At 59.5% G+C, this 17,191-nt stretch carries 18 protein-coding genes; 6 read left to right on the top strand and 12 right to left on the bottom strand.

Going from position 1 to position 17,191, the window contains the following annotated elements; translation table 11 throughout:
• A partial coding sequence (locus tag ACIONG_RS23245) for a hypothetical protein (RefSeq protein ID WP_401302955.1) occupies nt 1-99 on the bottom strand: 99 nt, incomplete at its 3' end.
• A 191-nt stretch (nt 100-290) separates the two neighbouring features.
• Here ACIONG_RS23245 and ACIONG_RS23240 point away from each other — a divergent pair.
• From ACIONG_RS23240 to ACIONG_RS23230, 3 genes are all read left to right on the top strand, one after another.
• Nucleotides 291-1,688 carry an MFS transporter gene (locus ACIONG_RS23240; protein WP_103303761.1) on the top strand — a complete coding sequence of 466 codons (1,398 nt, stop codon included), beginning with the start codon at nt 291-293 and terminating at the stop codon, nt 1,686-1,688.
• A gap of 9 nt (nt 1,689-1,697) precedes the next feature.
• Complete coding sequence (locus ACIONG_RS23235; RefSeq protein ID WP_008081898.1) at nt 1,698-2,222, top strand: single-stranded DNA-binding protein; 525 nt, start codon at nt 1,698-1,700, stop codon at nt 2,220-2,222.
• A 273-nt stretch (nt 2,223-2,495) separates the two neighbouring features.
• Nucleotides 2,496-3,701 carry an acyltransferase family protein gene (locus ACIONG_RS23230; protein ID WP_401302946.1) on the top strand — a complete coding sequence of 402 codons (1,206 nt, stop codon included), beginning with the start codon at nt 2,496-2,498 and terminating at the stop codon, nt 3,699-3,701.
• Between the two features lie 77 nt (nt 3,702-3,778).
• On the opposite strand, the gene ACIONG_RS23225 is transcribed toward ACIONG_RS23230, so the two are convergent.
• The 7 genes from ACIONG_RS23225 to ACIONG_RS23195 all read right to left on the bottom strand — a co-directional run bounded on the left by ACIONG_RS23225 (nt 3,779) and on the right by ACIONG_RS23195 (nt 9,024).
• A complete protein-coding gene (locus ACIONG_RS23225) occupies nt 3,779-4,936 on the bottom strand; it encodes a glutathionylspermidine synthase family protein (RefSeq protein ID WP_401302944.1) in 1,158 nt (385 codons plus the stop codon).
• 2 nt (nt 4,937-4,938) lie between these two features.
• Nucleotides 4,939-5,631: a DUF1190 domain-containing protein gene (locus ACIONG_RS23220; protein WP_401302942.1), complete on the bottom strand. Its 693-nt coding sequence runs from the start codon at nt 5,629-5,631 to the stop codon at nt 4,939-4,941.
• Between the two features lie 17 nt (nt 5,632-5,648).
• On the bottom strand, nt 5,649-6,074 hold the full coding sequence (locus ACIONG_RS23215; protein ID WP_103303757.1) for a DUF350 domain-containing protein: 426 nt from the start codon (nt 6,072-6,074) through the stop codon (nt 5,649-5,651).
• A 15-nt stretch (nt 6,075-6,089) separates the two neighbouring features.
• On the bottom strand, nt 6,090-6,728 hold the full coding sequence (locus ACIONG_RS23210; RefSeq protein ID WP_103303756.1) for a DUF2491 family protein: 639 nt from the start codon (nt 6,726-6,728) through the stop codon (nt 6,090-6,092).
• A gap of 211 nt (nt 6,729-6,939) precedes the next feature.
• Nucleotides 6,940-7,638: a PspA/IM30 family protein gene (locus tag ACIONG_RS23205; RefSeq protein WP_213026721.1), complete on the bottom strand. Its 699-nt coding sequence runs from the start codon at nt 7,636-7,638 to the stop codon at nt 6,940-6,942.
• A 17-nt stretch (nt 7,639-7,655) separates the two neighbouring features.
• Nucleotides 7,656-8,237, bottom strand: coding sequence for a YjfI family protein (locus ACIONG_RS23200; protein WP_401302939.1), 582 nt, complete (start codon nt 8,235-8,237; stop codon nt 7,656-7,658).
• Between the two features lie 238 nt (nt 8,238-8,475).
• Nucleotides 8,476-9,024 (bottom strand): cysteine hydrolase family protein, encoded by a 549-nt coding sequence (locus tag ACIONG_RS23195; RefSeq protein WP_103303753.1) that lies wholly within the window; start codon nt 9,022-9,024, stop codon nt 8,476-8,478.
• A 100-nt stretch (nt 9,025-9,124) separates the two neighbouring features.
• On the opposite strand from ACIONG_RS23195, the gene ACIONG_RS23190 reads away from it, so the two are divergent.
• The 3 genes from ACIONG_RS23190 to ACIONG_RS23180 all read left to right on the top strand — a co-directional run bounded on the left by ACIONG_RS23190 (nt 9,125) and on the right by ACIONG_RS23180 (nt 12,274).
• A complete protein-coding gene (locus ACIONG_RS23190; RefSeq protein WP_213026718.1) occupies nt 9,125-10,117 on the top strand; it encodes a GlxA family transcriptional regulator in 993 nt (330 codons plus the stop codon).
• A 299-nt stretch (nt 10,118-10,416) separates the two neighbouring features.
• Complete coding sequence (locus tag ACIONG_RS23185) at nt 10,417-11,526, top strand: DUF3182 family protein (RefSeq protein WP_401302936.1); 1,110 nt, start codon at nt 10,417-10,419, stop codon at nt 11,524-11,526.
• Nucleotides 11,516-12,274, top strand: coding sequence for a S9 family peptidase (locus ACIONG_RS23180; protein WP_103303750.1), 759 nt, complete (start codon nt 11,516-11,518; stop codon nt 12,272-12,274). The genes ACIONG_RS23185 and ACIONG_RS23180 overlap by 11 nt, the downstream gene beginning before the upstream one ends.
• A 443-nt stretch (nt 12,275-12,717) precedes the next feature.
• Here ACIONG_RS23180 and ACIONG_RS23175 read toward each other — a convergent pair whose 3' ends face one another.
• The 4 genes from ACIONG_RS23175 to ACIONG_RS23160 are packed head-to-tail and all read right to left on the bottom strand — an operon-like array spanning nt 12,718 to nt 16,692.
• The gene (locus tag ACIONG_RS23175; RefSeq protein ID WP_401302934.1) at nt 12,718-13,704 is read right to left on the bottom strand and encodes a lysylphosphatidylglycerol synthase domain-containing protein; all 987 of its coding nucleotides are present in this window, start codon (nt 13,702-13,704) and stop codon (nt 12,718-12,720) included.
• Nucleotides 13,701-14,975, bottom strand: a complete 1,275-nt coding sequence (clsB, locus tag ACIONG_RS23170; RefSeq protein ID WP_401302932.1) for a cardiolipin synthase ClsB — start codon at nt 14,973-14,975, stop codon at nt 13,701-13,703. The genes ACIONG_RS23175 and clsB overlap by 4 nt, the downstream gene beginning before the upstream one ends.
• Complete coding sequence (locus ACIONG_RS23165) at nt 14,972-15,769, bottom strand: endonuclease/exonuclease/phosphatase family protein (protein ID WP_103303747.1); 798 nt, start codon at nt 15,767-15,769, stop codon at nt 14,972-14,974. Before ACIONG_RS23165 ends, clsB begins: the two co-directional genes overlap by 4 nt.
• Nucleotides 15,766-16,692 carry a DUF72 domain-containing protein gene (locus ACIONG_RS23160; RefSeq protein WP_401302930.1) on the bottom strand — a complete coding sequence of 309 codons (927 nt, stop codon included), beginning with the start codon at nt 16,690-16,692 and terminating at the stop codon, nt 15,766-15,768. The genes ACIONG_RS23165 and ACIONG_RS23160 overlap by 4 nt, the downstream gene beginning before the upstream one ends.
• Nucleotides 16,693-17,191 lie beyond the last annotated feature (499 nt).

Genomic DNA, 17,191 nt, shown 5'->3' with positions numbered 1-17,191 from the left:
GGACAGGCCGGTGATGACGATCAGTTTGTCCCGTGGCAGGGTCAGGTCGATGTTCTTCAGGTTGTGGGTACGGGCCCCACGTATCAGGATCTTGTCCAAAGTGGCCTCGCTCGGCGGGCGTCGAAAACGTAGGAGTATACGGGCAAATACTGGATGGATGCACACTATCAAGCAGAGCGTTTTTTGCCCTGCATGAAGAGAGTTTCATCTATGCGTGGCAAAGCGTCGCGATATACCCCGTCTTTCGATGGGACTGGTAGAATCGCCGCCGGTTCACATGAGGTTTTTCCATGCACGATCCCCACAGCGAACGCATGAGTGGCAGCGAGACCCGCGCGGCGAGCGGTCTGGCCCTGGTGTTCGCCTTCCGTATGCTGGGCATGTTCATGGTGTTGCCGGTACTGGCGACCTATGGCATGGATCTGGCGGGCGCGACGCCGGCCCTGATCGGGTTGGCCATTGGTGCTTACGGCCTGACCCAGGCGATTTTTCAGATTCCGTTCGGGATCATTTCCGACCGCATAGGCCGTCGCCCGGTGATTTACCTGGGGCTGATCGTCTTCGCCCTCGGTAGTGTGCTGGCCTCACAGGCCGACTCGATCTGGGGCGTGATTGCCGGCCGGATCCTGCAGGGCGCCGGGGCGATTTCCGCAGCGGTCATGGCGCTGCTCTCCGACCTGACCCGTGAACAGCACCGCACCAAAGCGATGGCGATGATCGGCATGACCATTGGCCTGTCGTTCGCGGTGGCCATGGTCGTCGGGCCTTTGCTGACCCGTGCATTCGGTTTGTCCGGCCTGTTCCTGGCCACCGGCGGCATGGCGCTGGTCGGTATCCTGATCATCATGTTCATGGTGCCCAAATCCACCGGGCCGCTGCAGCATCGTGAGTCCGGCGTGGCGCGTCAGGCGTTGATGCCGACGCTCAAGCATCCAGACCTGCTGCGCCTCGATCTGGGCATATTTGTGTTACATGCCATGTTGATGTCGAGCTTCGTCGCGCTGCCTCTGGCGCTGGTGGAAAAAGCCGGTTTGCCCAAGGAGCAGCACTGGTGGGTCTATCTCACCGCATTGCTGATTTCGTTCTTCGCCATGATCCCGTTCATCATCTATGGCGAGAAGAAACGCAAAATGAAACGAGTTTTGCTCGGCGCCGTCATGACGCTGATGCTCACTGAGCTATTCTTCTGGCAGTTTGGTGACAGCTTGCGGGCTCTGGTGATCGGCACGGTGGTATTTTTCACCGCGTTCAATCTGCTGGAAGCTTCATTGCCGTCGCTGATCAGCAAGGTTTCACCGGCGGGCGGGAAGGGCACGGCCATGGGCGTGTATTCCACCAGCCAGTTCCTCGGTTCGGCACTCGGCGGGATACTCGGCGGCTGGTTGTTTCAGCATGGCGGTCTGTCGGTTGTGTTCCTCGGATGCGCCGCGCTGGCTGCACTTTGGCTGGCCTTTGCTGTTACCATGCGCGAACCTCCCTACGTGACGAGTCTGCGCTTGCCGTTGTCGCCCGAGGCGATCCGCGAAGCGGGTCTGGTCGAGCGCCTCAAGGCCCTCGTAGGGGTAACCGATGCAGTAATAGTCGCTGACGAAGCGGCTGTTTACATCAAACTGGACAAAGAATTAGTGGATCGCGACACCCTCGAACGCCTGGTGAACAACCCGGCCGGGGCTGCTTGCGAAGCCTAGGAGAACGTTATGGCCCGTGGGGTTAACAAAGTCATATTGGTCGGCACTTGCGGCCAGGATCCCGAAGTTCGCTACTTGCCTAACGGTAACGCCGTGACCAACCTGAGTCTGGCCACCAGCGAACAATGGACCGACAAGCAAACCGGTCAGAAGGTCGAGAAGACCGAATGGCACCGTGTGTCGATGTTCGGCAAAGTCGCCGAAATCGCCGGCGAATACCTGCGTAAAGGTTCGCAGGTGTACATCGAAGGCAAGCTGCAGACCCGCGAGTGGGAAAAAGACGGTATCAAGCGTTACACCACCGAAATCGTGGTCGACATGCAAGGCACCATGCAACTGCTCGGCGGCCGTCCACAACAGGGCGACCAACAAGGCGGTGGCAACAACTACCAGCAGTCCGCTCCGGCTCCACGCCAGCAGGCTCCGCGTCCGCAGCAATCGGCTCCGCAACAGCGTTCGGCCCCGGCTCCACAGCAGGCCGCACCACAACCGGCTCCGGATTTCGACAGCTTTGATGACGATATCCCGTTCTGATAGCGGCTTGAGCCACTGTCTGGCTTGAGTACAAAACCCCCGCATTGCGGGGGTTTTGTCGTTTTGGAGGACTGAAAAAGCTGCTGACACCGACGCCACCTCCCGAAGAATGCGCGTACGCCGTGCAAACCGTTGGCATTAAAGTTTCGGGGAGGCTCTTGAAGGCGAGCACCAGCCGTTCCATGATCCGTCCCGGAAACGGGCATACCCGTGCAATTCTCCCGGAAAAGAAACTCAGATCAGCCGCCTGGTCTTTAACAACAAGAGAATCCGATGAGCAGTATCAAGAATAAGGAAATCGAGTATCTGCGTGGCGCGGCCATCGTCATGACGATCTTCACCCATCTGCCCCAACTGCTGCCGTTTTACGATATGTACATCCTGAAGGTGTTCAGCATCTATTCGCCATGGACCGGGGTGGATCTGTTCTTCTGTATCTCGGGTTATGTCGTCAGCAAGGCTTACCTCGATTACTTCGACAAAAATCGTGAGCAGAACCGGTTCGGCCTTGCCGCCACCTCGTTCTGGATCAGACGCGCCTATCGTCTTCTGCCGACAGCCTGGCTGTGGGTGCTGATACCGCTGGTTTTCTCGATATGTTTCAACCAGTCGAACGCCTTTCAGTCCTGGTTCGACAATCTGCGCAGTTTTACCGCGGTCGCCACATTCACCGGCAACCTGGCGAACCTGCACGGCACGCTTCTGGGACCTAACTCGGTGTACTGGAGCCTGGCGCTGGAAGAGCAGTTCTACTTCATATTTCCGTTGTTTCTGCTGTTGGTGACGTCGACGCGCTGGCGGCTGATCATCTTGCTGGCGCTGATTGCCCTGCAGTTCGGCTTTGATCGGAACGGCTTTGGTGCGCCGCCAGCGCCTCTGCTGTTCTCGTTCCGTATGGACGCCATGATGTGGGGGATCGTGCTCTGTCTGTTTTCGCGCACCTCGCTGTACAAGGAGATTGAACCGGTCGCGCTCGGCGGTAGCCTGCTCAAGCGTCTGGGGATCACGTTGTTCCTGCTCTACATGCTGGGCGCTATCTCCGGTCAAATGATCAATGTGCCGATCGCATTTGGTCTGGTGGCGGTGACAACCGCGATCACGGTGTGGCTGGCCAGTTATCAGAAGGGCTACATCTATTGCCCGGTGCTGTTGCGTGGACTGTTCGAATGGCTGGGCTCACGTTCCTACGCGTTGTACGTCGTGCACATCTTCGCGTATCACCTGAGTACCGAAATCTGGACTCGCGTTGCTGCTGCCAGTGGCACGACGCTAGGCCCGGGATACACGCTTGAGCTCGCGCTCACGTCGTTGTTGATCATGGTGGTGTGCAGCGAACTGAACTATCGCTTTGTCGAAACCCCGTTGCGTCGTCGGGGTGCGGAGATCTCCCGTCGCCGAATGGCCGGGGTCGCCTCGCCGGAATCCGCCAGGCAAGAAGTCCCGGCACAGGTGCCATCGCGCACCACTGAACTGTCGTAGTCCAGGCAAGCACAAAAAAGCCGTAGCGCCTCAACGCTACGGCTTTTTCATGGGAGCCAGTTGCTGCGCCTGGACGATCAGTCGAGGATCAGATGCGGCAGAAAACGGCTCGAATCCTTGGTGATCAAACTGTTGTCTTCGCGTACGCCAATCCCCGCCGCCTGATCGCCGATCACCCAGGAGCCGATCAGCGTGTAGCTGTCATCGAACTTCGGCAGCGGTGCAAATTCCTGCAGGATGAACGGCGCATCGGTGTACGGCCCGTCCTCTTTGACGATCAGTCCGTCAGCGGTTTGCAACTCGATGTTGGCGCCTTCCCGGGAAAAGTACGGTTTGCGCACCCAACCCTTGGGCACAGCGCTGGTCGGGTTCGGGTCGAGGTGCGCCGCGAGCAGATTCGGATGGCCCTTGTGCAGCTCCCACAGCAACGGCAGCGCGCCTTTGTTTGAGAGGATCGCCTTCCACGGCGGCTCGAAAAACTGCGTATCGCACTCGGCAATCGCCGCGCCGAACGGTTCGTGGAAGATGAACTCCCAGGCGTGCAACTTGAACAGGTGCGGGATCCAGCGATCCTCAAGGTCGACAAAGCGCCCGGCAGCCGTCAGGCCAATGTCTTCGATGTCGATGTGCCGTGATTCGATGCCGACCTTTTCCGCGATCAGGCGCAGGTAGTCCGTGGTGCCTTTGTCTTCAACCGAGTCTTTCATCGAGGCGAAATAGAATGGTCGCTTGAGCTGCAACTCGGCGAAGGCCTGATGCAACTTGGTGTCGATGCTGTTGAACTGGTCGGCATGGCGCGGCAGGGTACCGCGCTCGATGCACTGCTCCAGCCAGCCCCACTGGAACGCCGCTGCTTCGTAAAGGCTGGTCGGGGTGTCGTAGTTGAGCTCCAGCAGTTTTGCCGGACCGTTGCCGCTGTAGGAAAAGTCCATGCGTCCGTACAGATGCGGATGACCTTCCAGCCAGGAAGTGCGGATCATGTCGTAGTACGACGCCGGGATGCTCAGGCGATCCAGCAGCTCCTCGCTGTGCACGACGCGGTCGACCAAGTCCATGCACATCTCATGCAGTTCGGTGGTCGGGTCCTCCAGATCGTTTTCGATCTGCGCGAGCGTGAACTGGTAGTACGCGCGCTCGTCCCAGTAGGGTTCGTCGTCGATGGTGTGGAACATGAAGCCGAGGCTTTCCGCTGTCTGTTTCCAGTCGTGGCGCTCGGCGCAGTGGATCTTCTTCATCGTCAGCTGCTCGATCGACCGGAACTGCTGCTCCAGCCACCCCAACCGCTGCGGGCGCTGGACTGGCTGCCGAAGCCGCCGCGGGATGTCGAGGAGGCAACGTTTACCGGTTTGCTTTTACTGCTGTCGTAGTCCGGTTGACTGCGTGGCGCCGATTCGATTTTGCGGTACTGGGTCGAGGTGTCGTAGGTCTGCCGCGTATCGCGGTCGCGGTAAACCGTGCGGTTCGCGTTGTTGCTCGTCGCATTGCCGAACAACCAGCCGCTCAGCCAGCCATTACCACCGCCACCGCCGGAGTAGTGTGTGGTGGTCTGGGTCGCGTGGGTCGTTGTCGTGTCATCGGCCGGCATTGGCGCATCGGCAATGGCGTCGAGGTTCTGCACCGCATCGCCTTTCTGCGGCACTTTGAAACCGCCGAGTTTCGGCACGAAGCGGCCATCGGAATTTTTCTGACACCAGTTGGCGGCGAAATCATCGTCGCATTTGGTCTTGTCGTCGTACGCCGGGGCGATGCGCCGGTGTTCGGTGAGTGCCGCCACATAGGCGTTCGAGCAGACCTCGGCGGCCACTTCGGCATCGACGCATTGTTCGACGCTCTGGAAGTTACGCGGCTGATCCACCGCCGCCGCTTCGCCGGTAATGGCCATGGCCACCGACGCCGCGAGGGACAACTGAACGTATTTGCTTCGTTTCATCTAAGGCTTCCTGCCGATCAGTTGGACGGTGTCATGCACGCCGCGTTGAGCATGCCGACGCTGATCGCCACAGCGGCCACGTAGATGCCGGAGGCAATTTCACCGTTGGCGATGCGCTGGGATGTGCCCTTGAGCACCAGAGTCGTGGCGAGAAACGCCAACAGTTGCACCACCGCTGCAATCACCGCCCAGAGCACGAAGTCGAGGACGTTGACCGAAAAGGCGATCACGTTGCTGGCGGGAATGGCGAAACCAATGATTGCGCCGGCCAGTGCGATCGCGGCGGCGGTGTTGCCGGCGCGGATCAGCTCGAACTCTTTGTGCGGGGTGATGCGCGTGTAGACAAACTGAAACAGCATGAACAGCAGCACGGCGCCGATCAGGTAAACGACGAAACCGGTCAAAGCGGTCTTGTTCAGGGAAACGGCCAGCACTTCCAGCATGAAAAACTTCCTTTGTTAAATGGCGCTCAGGTCAGTCGTGTACAGCGAAATGCCCAGCGACGTGCTCAGGCTGACGGTGCCTTCTTCGTCCTGTTCAACGGAGAACAGCAACAGCTCGCGGCGATCGGTCAGGCCGGTCTCGCGGGCATAAAGCATCGAATGGTGCCGGATGGTGTAGCTCTCGTCCGGATTGACCACCTGCTCGGTCAACGGCACCAGTTCGGTCTGACCTTGCTCGGTGCCCCACTCACGGGTGTATTCGATCCCCTCGTGGGTGTAGGTCGGCAGGCCGATCAAACTGTTGGGGCCGGCGAGGCGCTGCAGTTCGGCGTCGGTGTTGACGGTCACGTAACTGAGGTAATTGAACAGGATGACCGATTCGATCTGATCGTCGCCGGTGACGTGGATTTGCAACCAGAAATCTTCGTCATTCATGTAGTAGCGACGCAGCTTGTTGGATTGGCCGAGGTCGACCCAGCCGGCGCTCCAGATCGCCTGATCGACAGGTACGCGTACGGAGCTTGAGCCATCGAGCAACAACGTCAGGGTCGAATCGAACCTGACCCCTTTGCCTTGCGCCATGCCGAGTGGTCCATCGGCGACGGGTGGCGCTGGCGCAGCGGTGGTGCCCAGCAAGTCTTTAAACCATCCCATGGGTACATTCCTTGAGGCGGGTGGAGTAGTCGTCGTAAAAAAGCGCCGCTAGTGTACCGGGCTGATCGACGAACGAGCAGAAGCAATTGCACGCCGCAAACCATGTAGGAGTGAGCCTGCTCGCGATGGCGGCGGTTCAGCCAACACGTTGGTTGAATGTTCCGGCCTCATCGCGAGCAGGCTCACTCCTACAGGGGTTTTGCGTAAACGCTTACTGAGCGGACTTCTGCTTCAGGCGCTCAAGGATCGCATTCGCGCTGCCTTCATTCGGCGTGATCCCGGCGTCGCGCAGTTTGCGCTCCAGGTCGTTACCGGTCGACGCATCCGCCAACTCATCCGCCGCGCTCAGCTCGGCAGCTCGTTGCTGTTGTTTGGCTTGCAGACGGTTGAGGGTGCTGACTGCCGTTTCCAGTTTGCCGTTAGCACCGCCGCTGGCGATGGAGGCGCTGACCTGAGCTTTCTGCACGCTGTCGCGGGCCTTGGCCATGTCCACTTGCTGGCGCAGGCTCTTGATCCGCGCTTCGGCCTTGTTGATGTCCTTGCGCATGTTTTCGGCGTAAGTGCCAAATTCGTCGCTCAGCTTTTTCTCGGCATCGAGATCGTTGGTCAGGGTCGAAATCGCTTCGGCGACTTCCAGCGCCAGGTCTTCACGGCCGGCGTTCAGGGCGGCAACAGCCTTGGCTTCCAGATCCTTGATCTTGGCGTCGTACTCGCTCACGCGATCGGCGGCCAGTTTGTGCTTGGCCATGATGGTGACCAGTTCGCGACGGGCGTTCGACAGCGCGGTGTCGGCGTCACGGATTTCCTGGTCGAGGATGCGCAGGGCCTGTTGATCGACGATGGCTTCGCCGACTTCGCTGGCGCCGCCGCGCAGCGCGGTGAACAACTTGCTCCAGATGGACTGAGTCATTGGATATTCCCTGTGGATTACTTGAAGAAGTGTTCGAAGGCTTCGCTGGCGCGCTGCACGTTGTCGACCAGGGTTTTCACCTCGGTGACGACGTTGGTCAGGCTTGAGTCGGCACTGAGGGCGCCAAACATGTTGTAGACGGTCTGCCCGTTGGGCATCGACTCGATGCCAATGGATGACAGCGGGAACATTTCCCGGCTGCGCAGCACTGCATCGTTGAAGGCGTGCACGTCGGTGATCGATTCGATGTCCACCAGCACGGTGTCGACGATGATCTGCGCGCCGGCCAGGGCGATGTGAATCGGCAGACCGCCGAATTCGTTCATTTCCAGCTTGAGGCTGGGTTCGGAGCTCTGGATCAGCGACAGCGTGATCTCCTGCGAAGCCACCTCGTCCAGTGCCTTGAGGGCGTTGAAGAGGCTATCGATGTTCCAGTTGTTGCCTGCGCTCATGTAATTCTCCGACATGAATGAGCCAGCCAGAATCGGTTGGCGTAGCTGTTGCTCCATTTGCTTGAGCACGCTTCGGTTTTCCGGAAGCACCCAAGTTTCGTGTTTCACATAACCGGCGGCGGCCAGGCCCGCGCGCATCTGCTTCATATAAAAGCTCGATGGTTTTTTCGCGGACGGTTTCGAGCGCTCTCCCTTCGGGCTCCCTGACTTAGTCGCGGGGGAGGGGCTTTTCATGGCAGTGACTCCGTTATGAACATCTCACGCGTGAGGCACACTACAACCAATTCAAAATGCCATCAATGGCTCACGCGTGAGATTTTATCGGCCCACGCAAAACGCCCGCGAGGTTGCGGGCGCAGGATTTTGCAAAGTATTTGCGGGGCGCTTAGCGCTGGAGAAACTCGTCGGTGGAGACCACGTTGGCATAGGCGAATCCCAGTGCCGACATGAACGCCGCGTGGACATGGTCTGCCGGTACGGTCAAACCGTTGAACTCCAAGTCACGGCTGGCGCAGGCATCGTGAATCACCGTGACGGCATAACCCAGATCCGCCGCCGCACGGGTGATGCCGTCGACGCACATGTGGCTCATGCTGCCGACCACCACCAGTTCCTTGATGGCTTTTTCGTCAAGGATCGACTGCAATTCGGTTTCGCGGAACGCGTTGACGAAATGCTTGAGCACCACGGGCTCGTCGGCGCGGTTCAGCACTTTGCGATGCAGCTTGGCGCCGTCAGAGCCCGGGGTGAAGAACGGTGCGTCCGCTGAAGTGAATTCGTGGCGGATGTGGATCACCGAATCACCCGCATCACGGAAGGCCGCGATCAGTCGCGCGGCGTTGTCGGCGGCGGCGTCCGCACCGACCAGCGGCCACTTGCCTTGGGGGAAGTAGTCGTTCTGGATATCGACTACGATGAGCGCTTGCTGGGCCATGGGTGTGTCCTCGTGAGTTGGCTGGAAGTGGCTTCAGTATTGGCGCTGCCGGTTAATACGAGGATTGGCCGCACCGACAATAGACAGGGGAAAACTGACAATGGGCGCAGAAAAGGCCGCCGGCGCACCTGCCATTAGCGAACTGGGCGTGTTGATCTATCCCGGTGCGCAGATGGCGGCGGTGCATGGCCTGACCGACCTGTTCGCGGTGGCCAACCGGATCGCCGCCGAACATCAGTCGGCGCAGTTGCCGTTGCTACGCGTCAGTCACTGGCAGGTTGAAGGCGATCAGGCGCCGCAGCGGGTTTTCGACAGCGGCCCGGGTGGTGAAGGTGCTTTGCTGGCGGTACTGATTCCGCCGTCGATCGGCGGGTTTTCTGCAGCACAGATGCCCACCGGTTTATTGCAGTGGCTGCGTGATCAACACGCTCGCGGTGCCACCCTCGGTGGCGTCTGCGTGGGTTCGCTGCTGCTGGCCGAAAGCGGTTTGCTCGACGGCCGCAGCGCCACCACGCACTGGACGTCGGCCAAAGCCTTCGCCGAGCGCTATCCGAAGATCAGACTCAAGGCCGATACGCCGATTGTCGATGACGGGGATCTGATCACCACAGCCGGGTTGATGGCCTGGTCGGAACTGGGGCTGCGTCTGGTCGATCGTCTGCTCGGGCCGAGCATCGCCACCGGCACCGCGCGGTTTCTCGTGGTCGAACACAGCGACAGCGCCAGTGCCTGCGGCAGTAACTTTGCGCCGATCCTCAGCCATGGCGATGCGCCGATTCTCAAGGTTCAGCATTGGTTGCAGGGTACCGGCGCTACGGAGGTTTCGCTAACCACGATGGCCGAGCGGGCGGGGTTGGAGGAACGTACATTCCTGCGCCGGTTTCGCGCGGCAACCGGGTTGAAACCGACCGAATACTGCCAGCACCTGCGCGTGGGCAAGGCGCGGGAAATGCTCGAATTTACCAACGGCACGATTGATCACATTGCGTGGACGGTGGGGTATCAGGACCCGGGGGCGTTTCGTGCAATCTTCAAGAAAGTCACGGGCCTGGCGCCGAGTGAGTATCGCGCACGTTTTGGTTCAACGCGGTAACCCGACTCACTAAATACCTGTGGGAGCTGGCCCGCCAGAGATTGGCTTTTTGAGAGTAGACACATCGGTGGCTGATACACCGCTATCGCTGGCAAGCCAGCTCCCACAGGGTTTTGTGTGATGCCGTGGGTCGTGCAATTTGCCGGGATTTTATAGGGGGTCGTGCAGATTGAAACGGGCGCGGTGCCATCACGATTTCGGCAAGCAGTTGATTCACTGGCATTTTCCCCTGCTGCACCGTTGGCCTGATCTCTGCACCCCTTTCCACTACATTCACGCGTCGATGTAAGGGGAAACGCATGACCCCGATACCGAGCAAAAAACAAGTCGTCGCCCATTCGGTACGCGCCACCGCGCCCCAGCATGAAGTGCAGACCAACAAGGCGCTGGCCCGTTGGCTGGCGCAGATTCTCGGGCTCAAATTTGGCGGCAGTTACGACGCTGAAAAACATCGTGGCCGTGACCTCTATCTGTTGCCGACGCAGACCATTGTCGGCGCCGCCAAGGCTCACGAACTAGGCATCAAAGGCCCGGATGATCTGTGGGGCGGCTACGTCGAGCACGATTTCATCTGCACCAAAGCCATCAGCCATGGTTTGCGCAGTCATCTGGCTCACGCACCGAAAGGCTGGTCGCCACTGTTTTCCGAACGCGTGCGTAACGTCGTTCTCGACGGTCTCAGCGTGTTTTCCCTCGAGGATGCGCGGCCCGCCGCTGAGCATTTGCTGTACAGCGGACCGATTCGATTGAAGCCGATTCACGCCTGCGCCGGTCGCGGTCAGGAAGTGATCAAAAGCCTCGACGCCTTCGACGAAATCCTCGCCCGCCCCGAAGCTCAAGCGCTGTTCAGCGAAGGCGTGGTGCTGGAGCAGGACCTGAGCGAGGTCATCACCCACAGCGTCGGCCAGTCATTCATCGGCGATAAAGTGCTGAGCTACTGCGGTGATCAATACTTGACCCAGGACGCTCACGGTGAAGACGTCTACGGCGGCTCGAACCTGCTGGTGGTGCAGGGCGGCTACGAGGATTTGCTGACACTGGAGCTGCCTGATCCTGTGCGCCTGGCCATCGAACAGGCGCAGGTTTTCGACAGCGCCGCCGATGAAGCCTACCCGCGCTTCTACGCCTCGCGCCGCAACTACGACATCGCTCAGGGGCTGGACAGCAATGGCCAAACCCGCAGCGGCGTGCTCGAACAATCCTGGCGCATGGGCGGCGCCAGCAGCGCCGAAGTGGCGGCGCTGCAAAGTTTCGTCAACGACCCGACGATGCGCGCGATACGCGTGTCTTCGGTGGAAACCTATATTGATCAGCCGCTGCCGGCGGACGCCATCGAGGTGTATCGCGGCCCGGCCGAGAACAGCGAATTTCTCCTTAAGTACGTAACGGTCAAATCCTATGACGGCTAGAAGCGAAAGCATTCAAATCGACATTGATGACGAGCAGATGAGCGGGACATTTCTCAGTCCCAAATCCAAGGTGCCGGGAGTGTTGTTTGTCCACGGTTGGGGCGGTAGCCAGGAGCGTGATCTTGAGCGGGCCAAAGGTATTGCCGGCCTGGGTTGTGTGTGCCTGACCTTCGATTTGCGCGGGCACACGGGCGGCACCGGGATTCCACTGACGCGGGTAACGCGTGAGGACAATCTGCGCGATCTTCTGGCAGCGTACGATCGCTTGCTTTCGCACCCGGCGCTGGATACCTCCGCGATTGCAGTGGTCGGTACCAGTTACGGCGGCTATCTGGCTTCGATCCTCACCTCCTTACGCCCGGTGCGCTGGCTGGCGCTGCGAGTCCCGGCGTTGTACCGCGACGAGCAATGGCACACCCCCAAGCGTGATCTGGACAAGGCTGATTTGCGTGATTATCGCGGCACCTTGGTACGTGCCGACAGCAATCGGGCGCTGCACGCATGTTCGCAATTCACCGGAGACGTGTTGCTGGTGGAGTCGGAAACCGACGCTTACGTGCCTCACGCGACGATCATGAGTTACCGCGCGGCATGTCAGCAGACTCACTCGCTGACGCACCGGATCATTGATGGCGCGGATCATGCGTTGAGCGACCCGGTTTCGCAGCAGGCATATACGTCGATTCTGGTGGACTGGATTACCGAGATGGTCGTGGGTGAGCGGTTGAGCATCATCCAGTCTTCATAGGTTGTGTTGTTCTTCCTGACGCTATCGCTGGCAAGCCAGCTCCCACAGGGAAATTCATTCCAATGTGGGAACTGGCTTGCCAGCGAAGGTGCCTTCAGCCTCAACAATCCACAGGAAAATGCATTCCATTGTGGGAGCTGGCTTGCCAGCGATGGTGCCTTCAGCCTCAACAATCCACAGGGAAATTCATTCCAATGTGGGAGCTGGCTTGCCAGCGATGGTGCCTTCAGCCTCAACAATCCACAGGAAAATGCATTCCATTGTGGGAGCTGGCTTGCCAGCGATGGTGCCATCAGCCTCAACAATCCACAGGGAAATGCATTCCAAATGTGGGAGCTGGCTTGCCAGCGATGGTGCCTTCAGCCTCAACAATCCACAGGAAAATGCATTCCAATATGGGAACTGGCTTGCCAGCGATGGTGCCATCAGCCTCTACAAGAATGTCAGGAAGGTTTCTTTTCGATCCGCAGCGACTTGGCCTTCGCCTCCACCAGCAGATACATCACCAGCGTAATCAGTAACGGCAGCAGAAAATAAATCGCCCGATACGCCAGTAACCCCGCCACCAGACTGCCCCGCGACGCCTCATGTTGCAGCAGCGCCACAAACACCGCTTCCAGTACCCCGAGCCCCGCCGGAATATGGGTGATGACCCCGGCAATCGCACTGATCAACAACACCCCAAGCACCAACGGATAGTCGAGTTTGCTCGGCAGCAACGTGAAAATCACCGCGGCCATCAGCGACCAGTTCAACGCGCCCAGCAGCAACTGCAACACCGCCATGCGCAGCGATGGCAGGTTGATTTCCACGCCACGAATCGACCATTCACGGCGCTTGGAAAATTGGCACGCCGCGAGATACCCGGCGCTGATCAGCAGCAACAGCACACCGATGCCTTGCAACGCTGTGGTGCTGATTTTCCAGCCCGGCGGCATGCTCACCAATCCGCTGCTGAACACCACGCCGGCGATGGTCATGTAGCCAAACCAGTTGGTCGCCAGGCTCAGGCCGAGAATCTTGGCGATGTTGCTTTTGCTTACGCCGAGGCGCGAATACAGCCGGTAACGCATGGCGATGCCGCCGACCCAGGCGCTGAGATTGAGGTTGAACGCGTAGCTGATGATCCCCACCGGCAGGATCTGTTTCCAGGTCAGGTCCTGGCGGATGTAAGTACGGCCGATCAGGTCGAAACTGGCGTAAGTCAGAAAACTCAGCAACGTCACGCTGGCGGCGATGATCAGCGTGCGCACTTTGAAGTCAGCGAGGGTCTGCAACACTTCGGCCCATTCGATGCGGCGGGCGAACATTGTCAGCAGCACGATCAACGCGAGAAAAAACAGCACCGTCAGCGGACGCTTCCATTTACTCCAGTGTGAGTGAGTGGCTGACGCTGATTGCTGATGCGGATGGGCTTCAGAACGGCTCATGAGCGATTACCTCGAAACGGCTTGAGCCTCGGTTTGTGCGCAGGCAGCCAACCGGCCATCGCCGGAAAATGCCGCAAAAAGTGGAACACCAGAAAACCCACGGTCATGTGCCAGACCCGCCCGCGCGGCGACTTGCTGGCGTCCATGGCTTTGCAGTGATTCTGGCTGAGGTCTTCGAGGCATCGGAACAGTTCCTGATTGAACGCGCGGTCGCGGATCAGCACGTTGGCTTCGAGGTTCAACGACAGGCTCAGCGGGTCGAGATTGCTCGAGCCGACGGTGCTCCATTCCTCGTCCACCAACGCGACTTTGCCGTGTAACGGCCGCTGGCAGTATTCATGGATCTGCACGCCGGCCTTGAGCAGATAGTCGTAGGTCATGCGCGCCGCGAGTTTCGCCACCAGCATGTCCGGCTGACCTTGCAGGATCAGCCGCACCTCGACGCCGCGCCGTGCGGCGTTGCGGATTTCACGCAGCAGGCGATAGCCGGGGAAAAAGTAGGCGTTGGCAATGACCACCCGGCGCTTGGCGCGGCGCAGGACCTGCAAATACACCTCTTCGATATCGCTGCGGTGCTGGTCGTTATCGCGAAACACCAGTCGTACCTGGCCGTCGTGTTCAGTGAAGGCCATATCTGCGCGGCGCTGGCGCCGGCGCTGCCACCAGAACCGCGCTCGTCCGGGGCGACCGCTTTGCAGCAGGGCAAAATGATGGATGTCGGCCACCGCCGGTCCCTGGATTTCGACCGCGTAATCCTGCTTGGCTTCCGGGCCAAAATCCAACAAGTGATCGCCGGAAAAATTGATCCCGCCAATGAACGCGATCAAGCCGTCGACCACCACGATCTTGCGGTGCAAACGGCGGAACCAGTTAGTGCGAAAGCCCAGGTGTTTGGGGGCCGGATCGAAGATTTGCAGGTGTACGCCGGCATCGCTCAGCGCCGAGAGATAACCGCTGGTGAGTTCGCCACAACCGAAGCCATCGAGGCTGACGGTGGTGCGCACACCACGTTGCGCGGCATCGATCAGAATCTCCTGTAGTTCGGCGCCGACCTTGTCTTCGAAAACGATGAAGGTCTCGAGCAGGATTTCACTCTTCGCCGCCCGCATCGCTTCGAACACTCGCGGGAAATATTCCTCGCCGTTTTCCAACAGTTCGACGCGGTTGTTGCCCTGCCAGTGGTACTCGACATCGACCTGACCGGGCTCGCGGATCGGCGGATTGATGCTGATCGGTTCCACGGCGGACTTCTCCAGCGGTGCGCTGCTCATAGTTCGATCTCCACCGATAGCGGTACGTGGTCGGAAAGGTGTGACCAGGGCCGGTTCGCCAGGACTTTCGGCTGGCGGGCCTTGAGGTTGCGCACGTAGATGCGGTCCAGCCGTAGCGCGGGCAGCCGTGCCGGAAAACTTCGCGCCGGTTTGCCGTGATGCTCGGCGAATACTTCGCGCAGACCACAAGGTTTGAGCAATTCGCTGGCACGCTGGCGCCAATCATTGAAATCGCCGGCGACAATCACCGGCGCGTCGTCCGGCAATTCGGCGAGGCGTTGCATGAGCAAGCCGAGCTGCGCGTTGCGGTGGCTTTCACGCAGGCCCAGATGCACGCAGATCGCATGGACCTCGACGCCGTCACCGGGCAGGCGCAGCACGCAATGCAACAAGCCGCGATTCTCGTGGCCGCTGATCGACACATCGAGGTTGTCGTGACGGATGATCTGGAATTTCGACAGCAGCGCATTGCCGTGGTCACCCTCCGGGTACACCGCGTTGCGCCCGTAGGCGAACTGCGGCCAGAGGCTGTCGGCGAGGAATTCGTATTGCGGCATCTTTGGCCAGTTGTCGTAACGCTGGGGATGGTGCTCGTGGGTGCCATGGACTTCCTGCAGAAACACCACGTCGGCGGCTACGCTGCGCACTGCTTCGCGCAACTCCGGCAGAATGAAACGCCGGTTCAGTGCAGTGAAACCCTTGTGGGTGTTGACCGTCAGCACGGTGAAACAGCGCACGGATGACGCGACCTCGGCACCTTCGTCAGTGAAACCGACCGGCTCTGGAATACTCATGCCAGCACCCCTTCGCCGGCGGGTTCGCCGGAGGTGGTGGCGAGTCCTCCATCGAGGTCGAAACGATGCAGCAGATCACGTGCGTCGTACGGCGCGCGGACTTTGATGTCGTTGTCGAAATAGCAAAATACTTCGCGGGATTTTCGCGCCCGGGGTTTTACCCGTGGTGCGATCAAGTGCGCGTCTTTCGGTTGCTGGCCGTGGTGCCAGGCGTCGATCCGCTCTTCCCAGCGTTTGAGCGCGGGGGCGGTGTAGCCGCTGGCGTACAGTTCTTCGGCACCGTGCAGGCGCAGGTAGACGAAATCGCTGGTCACGTCCTCGCGGTACGGCCACTTGCCGCCGGTGTCGGCGATCACCAGTGCGGTGTTGTAGCGTTTCAACATGCGCACGAAGTCAGGGTCGATGAAGCTGTCGTTACGGATTTCCACGGCATGGCGCAGTGGTTTTTTGCGCCAGGCTTTCATGCTGGCGTGGCCATGCAGATGGGAATCGTGCTGACGGGCAAGGGCGGCAGCCGCCTCGGTGTCGTGGGGCAGCAGGGCGAGGAAATGTTCGAAGCGTTCGGCGTCGAATTTGAAGTTGGGCGGGAATTGCCAAAGGATCGGGCCAAGCTTTTCCTTCAACTCCAGCACCCCGGAGGCGAAGAAATTCGCCAGCGGTTTTTCGATCTCGCGCAAGCGGCGAATGTGGGTAATGAAACGCGGCGCCTTGACGCTGAAAACGAAGTCATCGGGCGTTTCGACGTACCACTGCGCATAGCGTTCGGGCCGTTGCAGGGCGTAGAACGATCCATTGATTTCGATGCTGTTGACGGCCCGCGAGGCGAACTGCAATTCGCGCTTTTGCGCCAGTCCTTTCGGGTAGAAATCCCCGCGCCACGGAGCGTAGCGCCAGCCGGAAATACCGATGTGAATCGTTGCCATGCCGCCCTCCCGTTGAAAGTCCTCGTACAGCCTCTGTCTGCTGATGACTGCGCACGGTTCGGGAAAGTTTCGACGGCGTTACGGACGGTGCATTCTTGAAAACACCGCAAAAGCCCCTGCACATGGGATTTTTTTTGAATCAGTGACCAGCGCTGAGGGGCAGCGCGAGCAAGGCAATGGGCATGACGGCACTCCGGTAGAGGTTTCGATGGAGCGCAGTGTCGGGGTTTGGGTTGTGCGGAAAAATACGGGGATGGGCATTTGATATTTGTCTTGAGCGCAAATATCCCAATGCCAGATGACTGTCATTGTTGAAATCATCATCTTGGAGAGAGCCTTTGTGGCTAGGGGATTTATCCCCGATCGGCTGCGCAGCATTCGCAAACCAGCCAACTCGCTCTAGCTGGAAAAAGGGATTTCAGGCTTGGGGCCGCTTCGCAGCCTATCGGGGATAAATCCCCTCGCCACAGGGGAAGGTTTCAAAAAAATGGCATTCAGA

This window comes from Pseudomonas sp. NPDC087817, from assembly GCF_044742875.1.
Classification (GTDB): Bacteria; Pseudomonadota; Gammaproteobacteria; order Pseudomonadales; family Pseudomonadaceae; genus Aquipseudomonas.
Note: the sequence above shows the minus strand (reverse complement) of the source record. Positions and strands in the feature narration are given on the sequence as shown.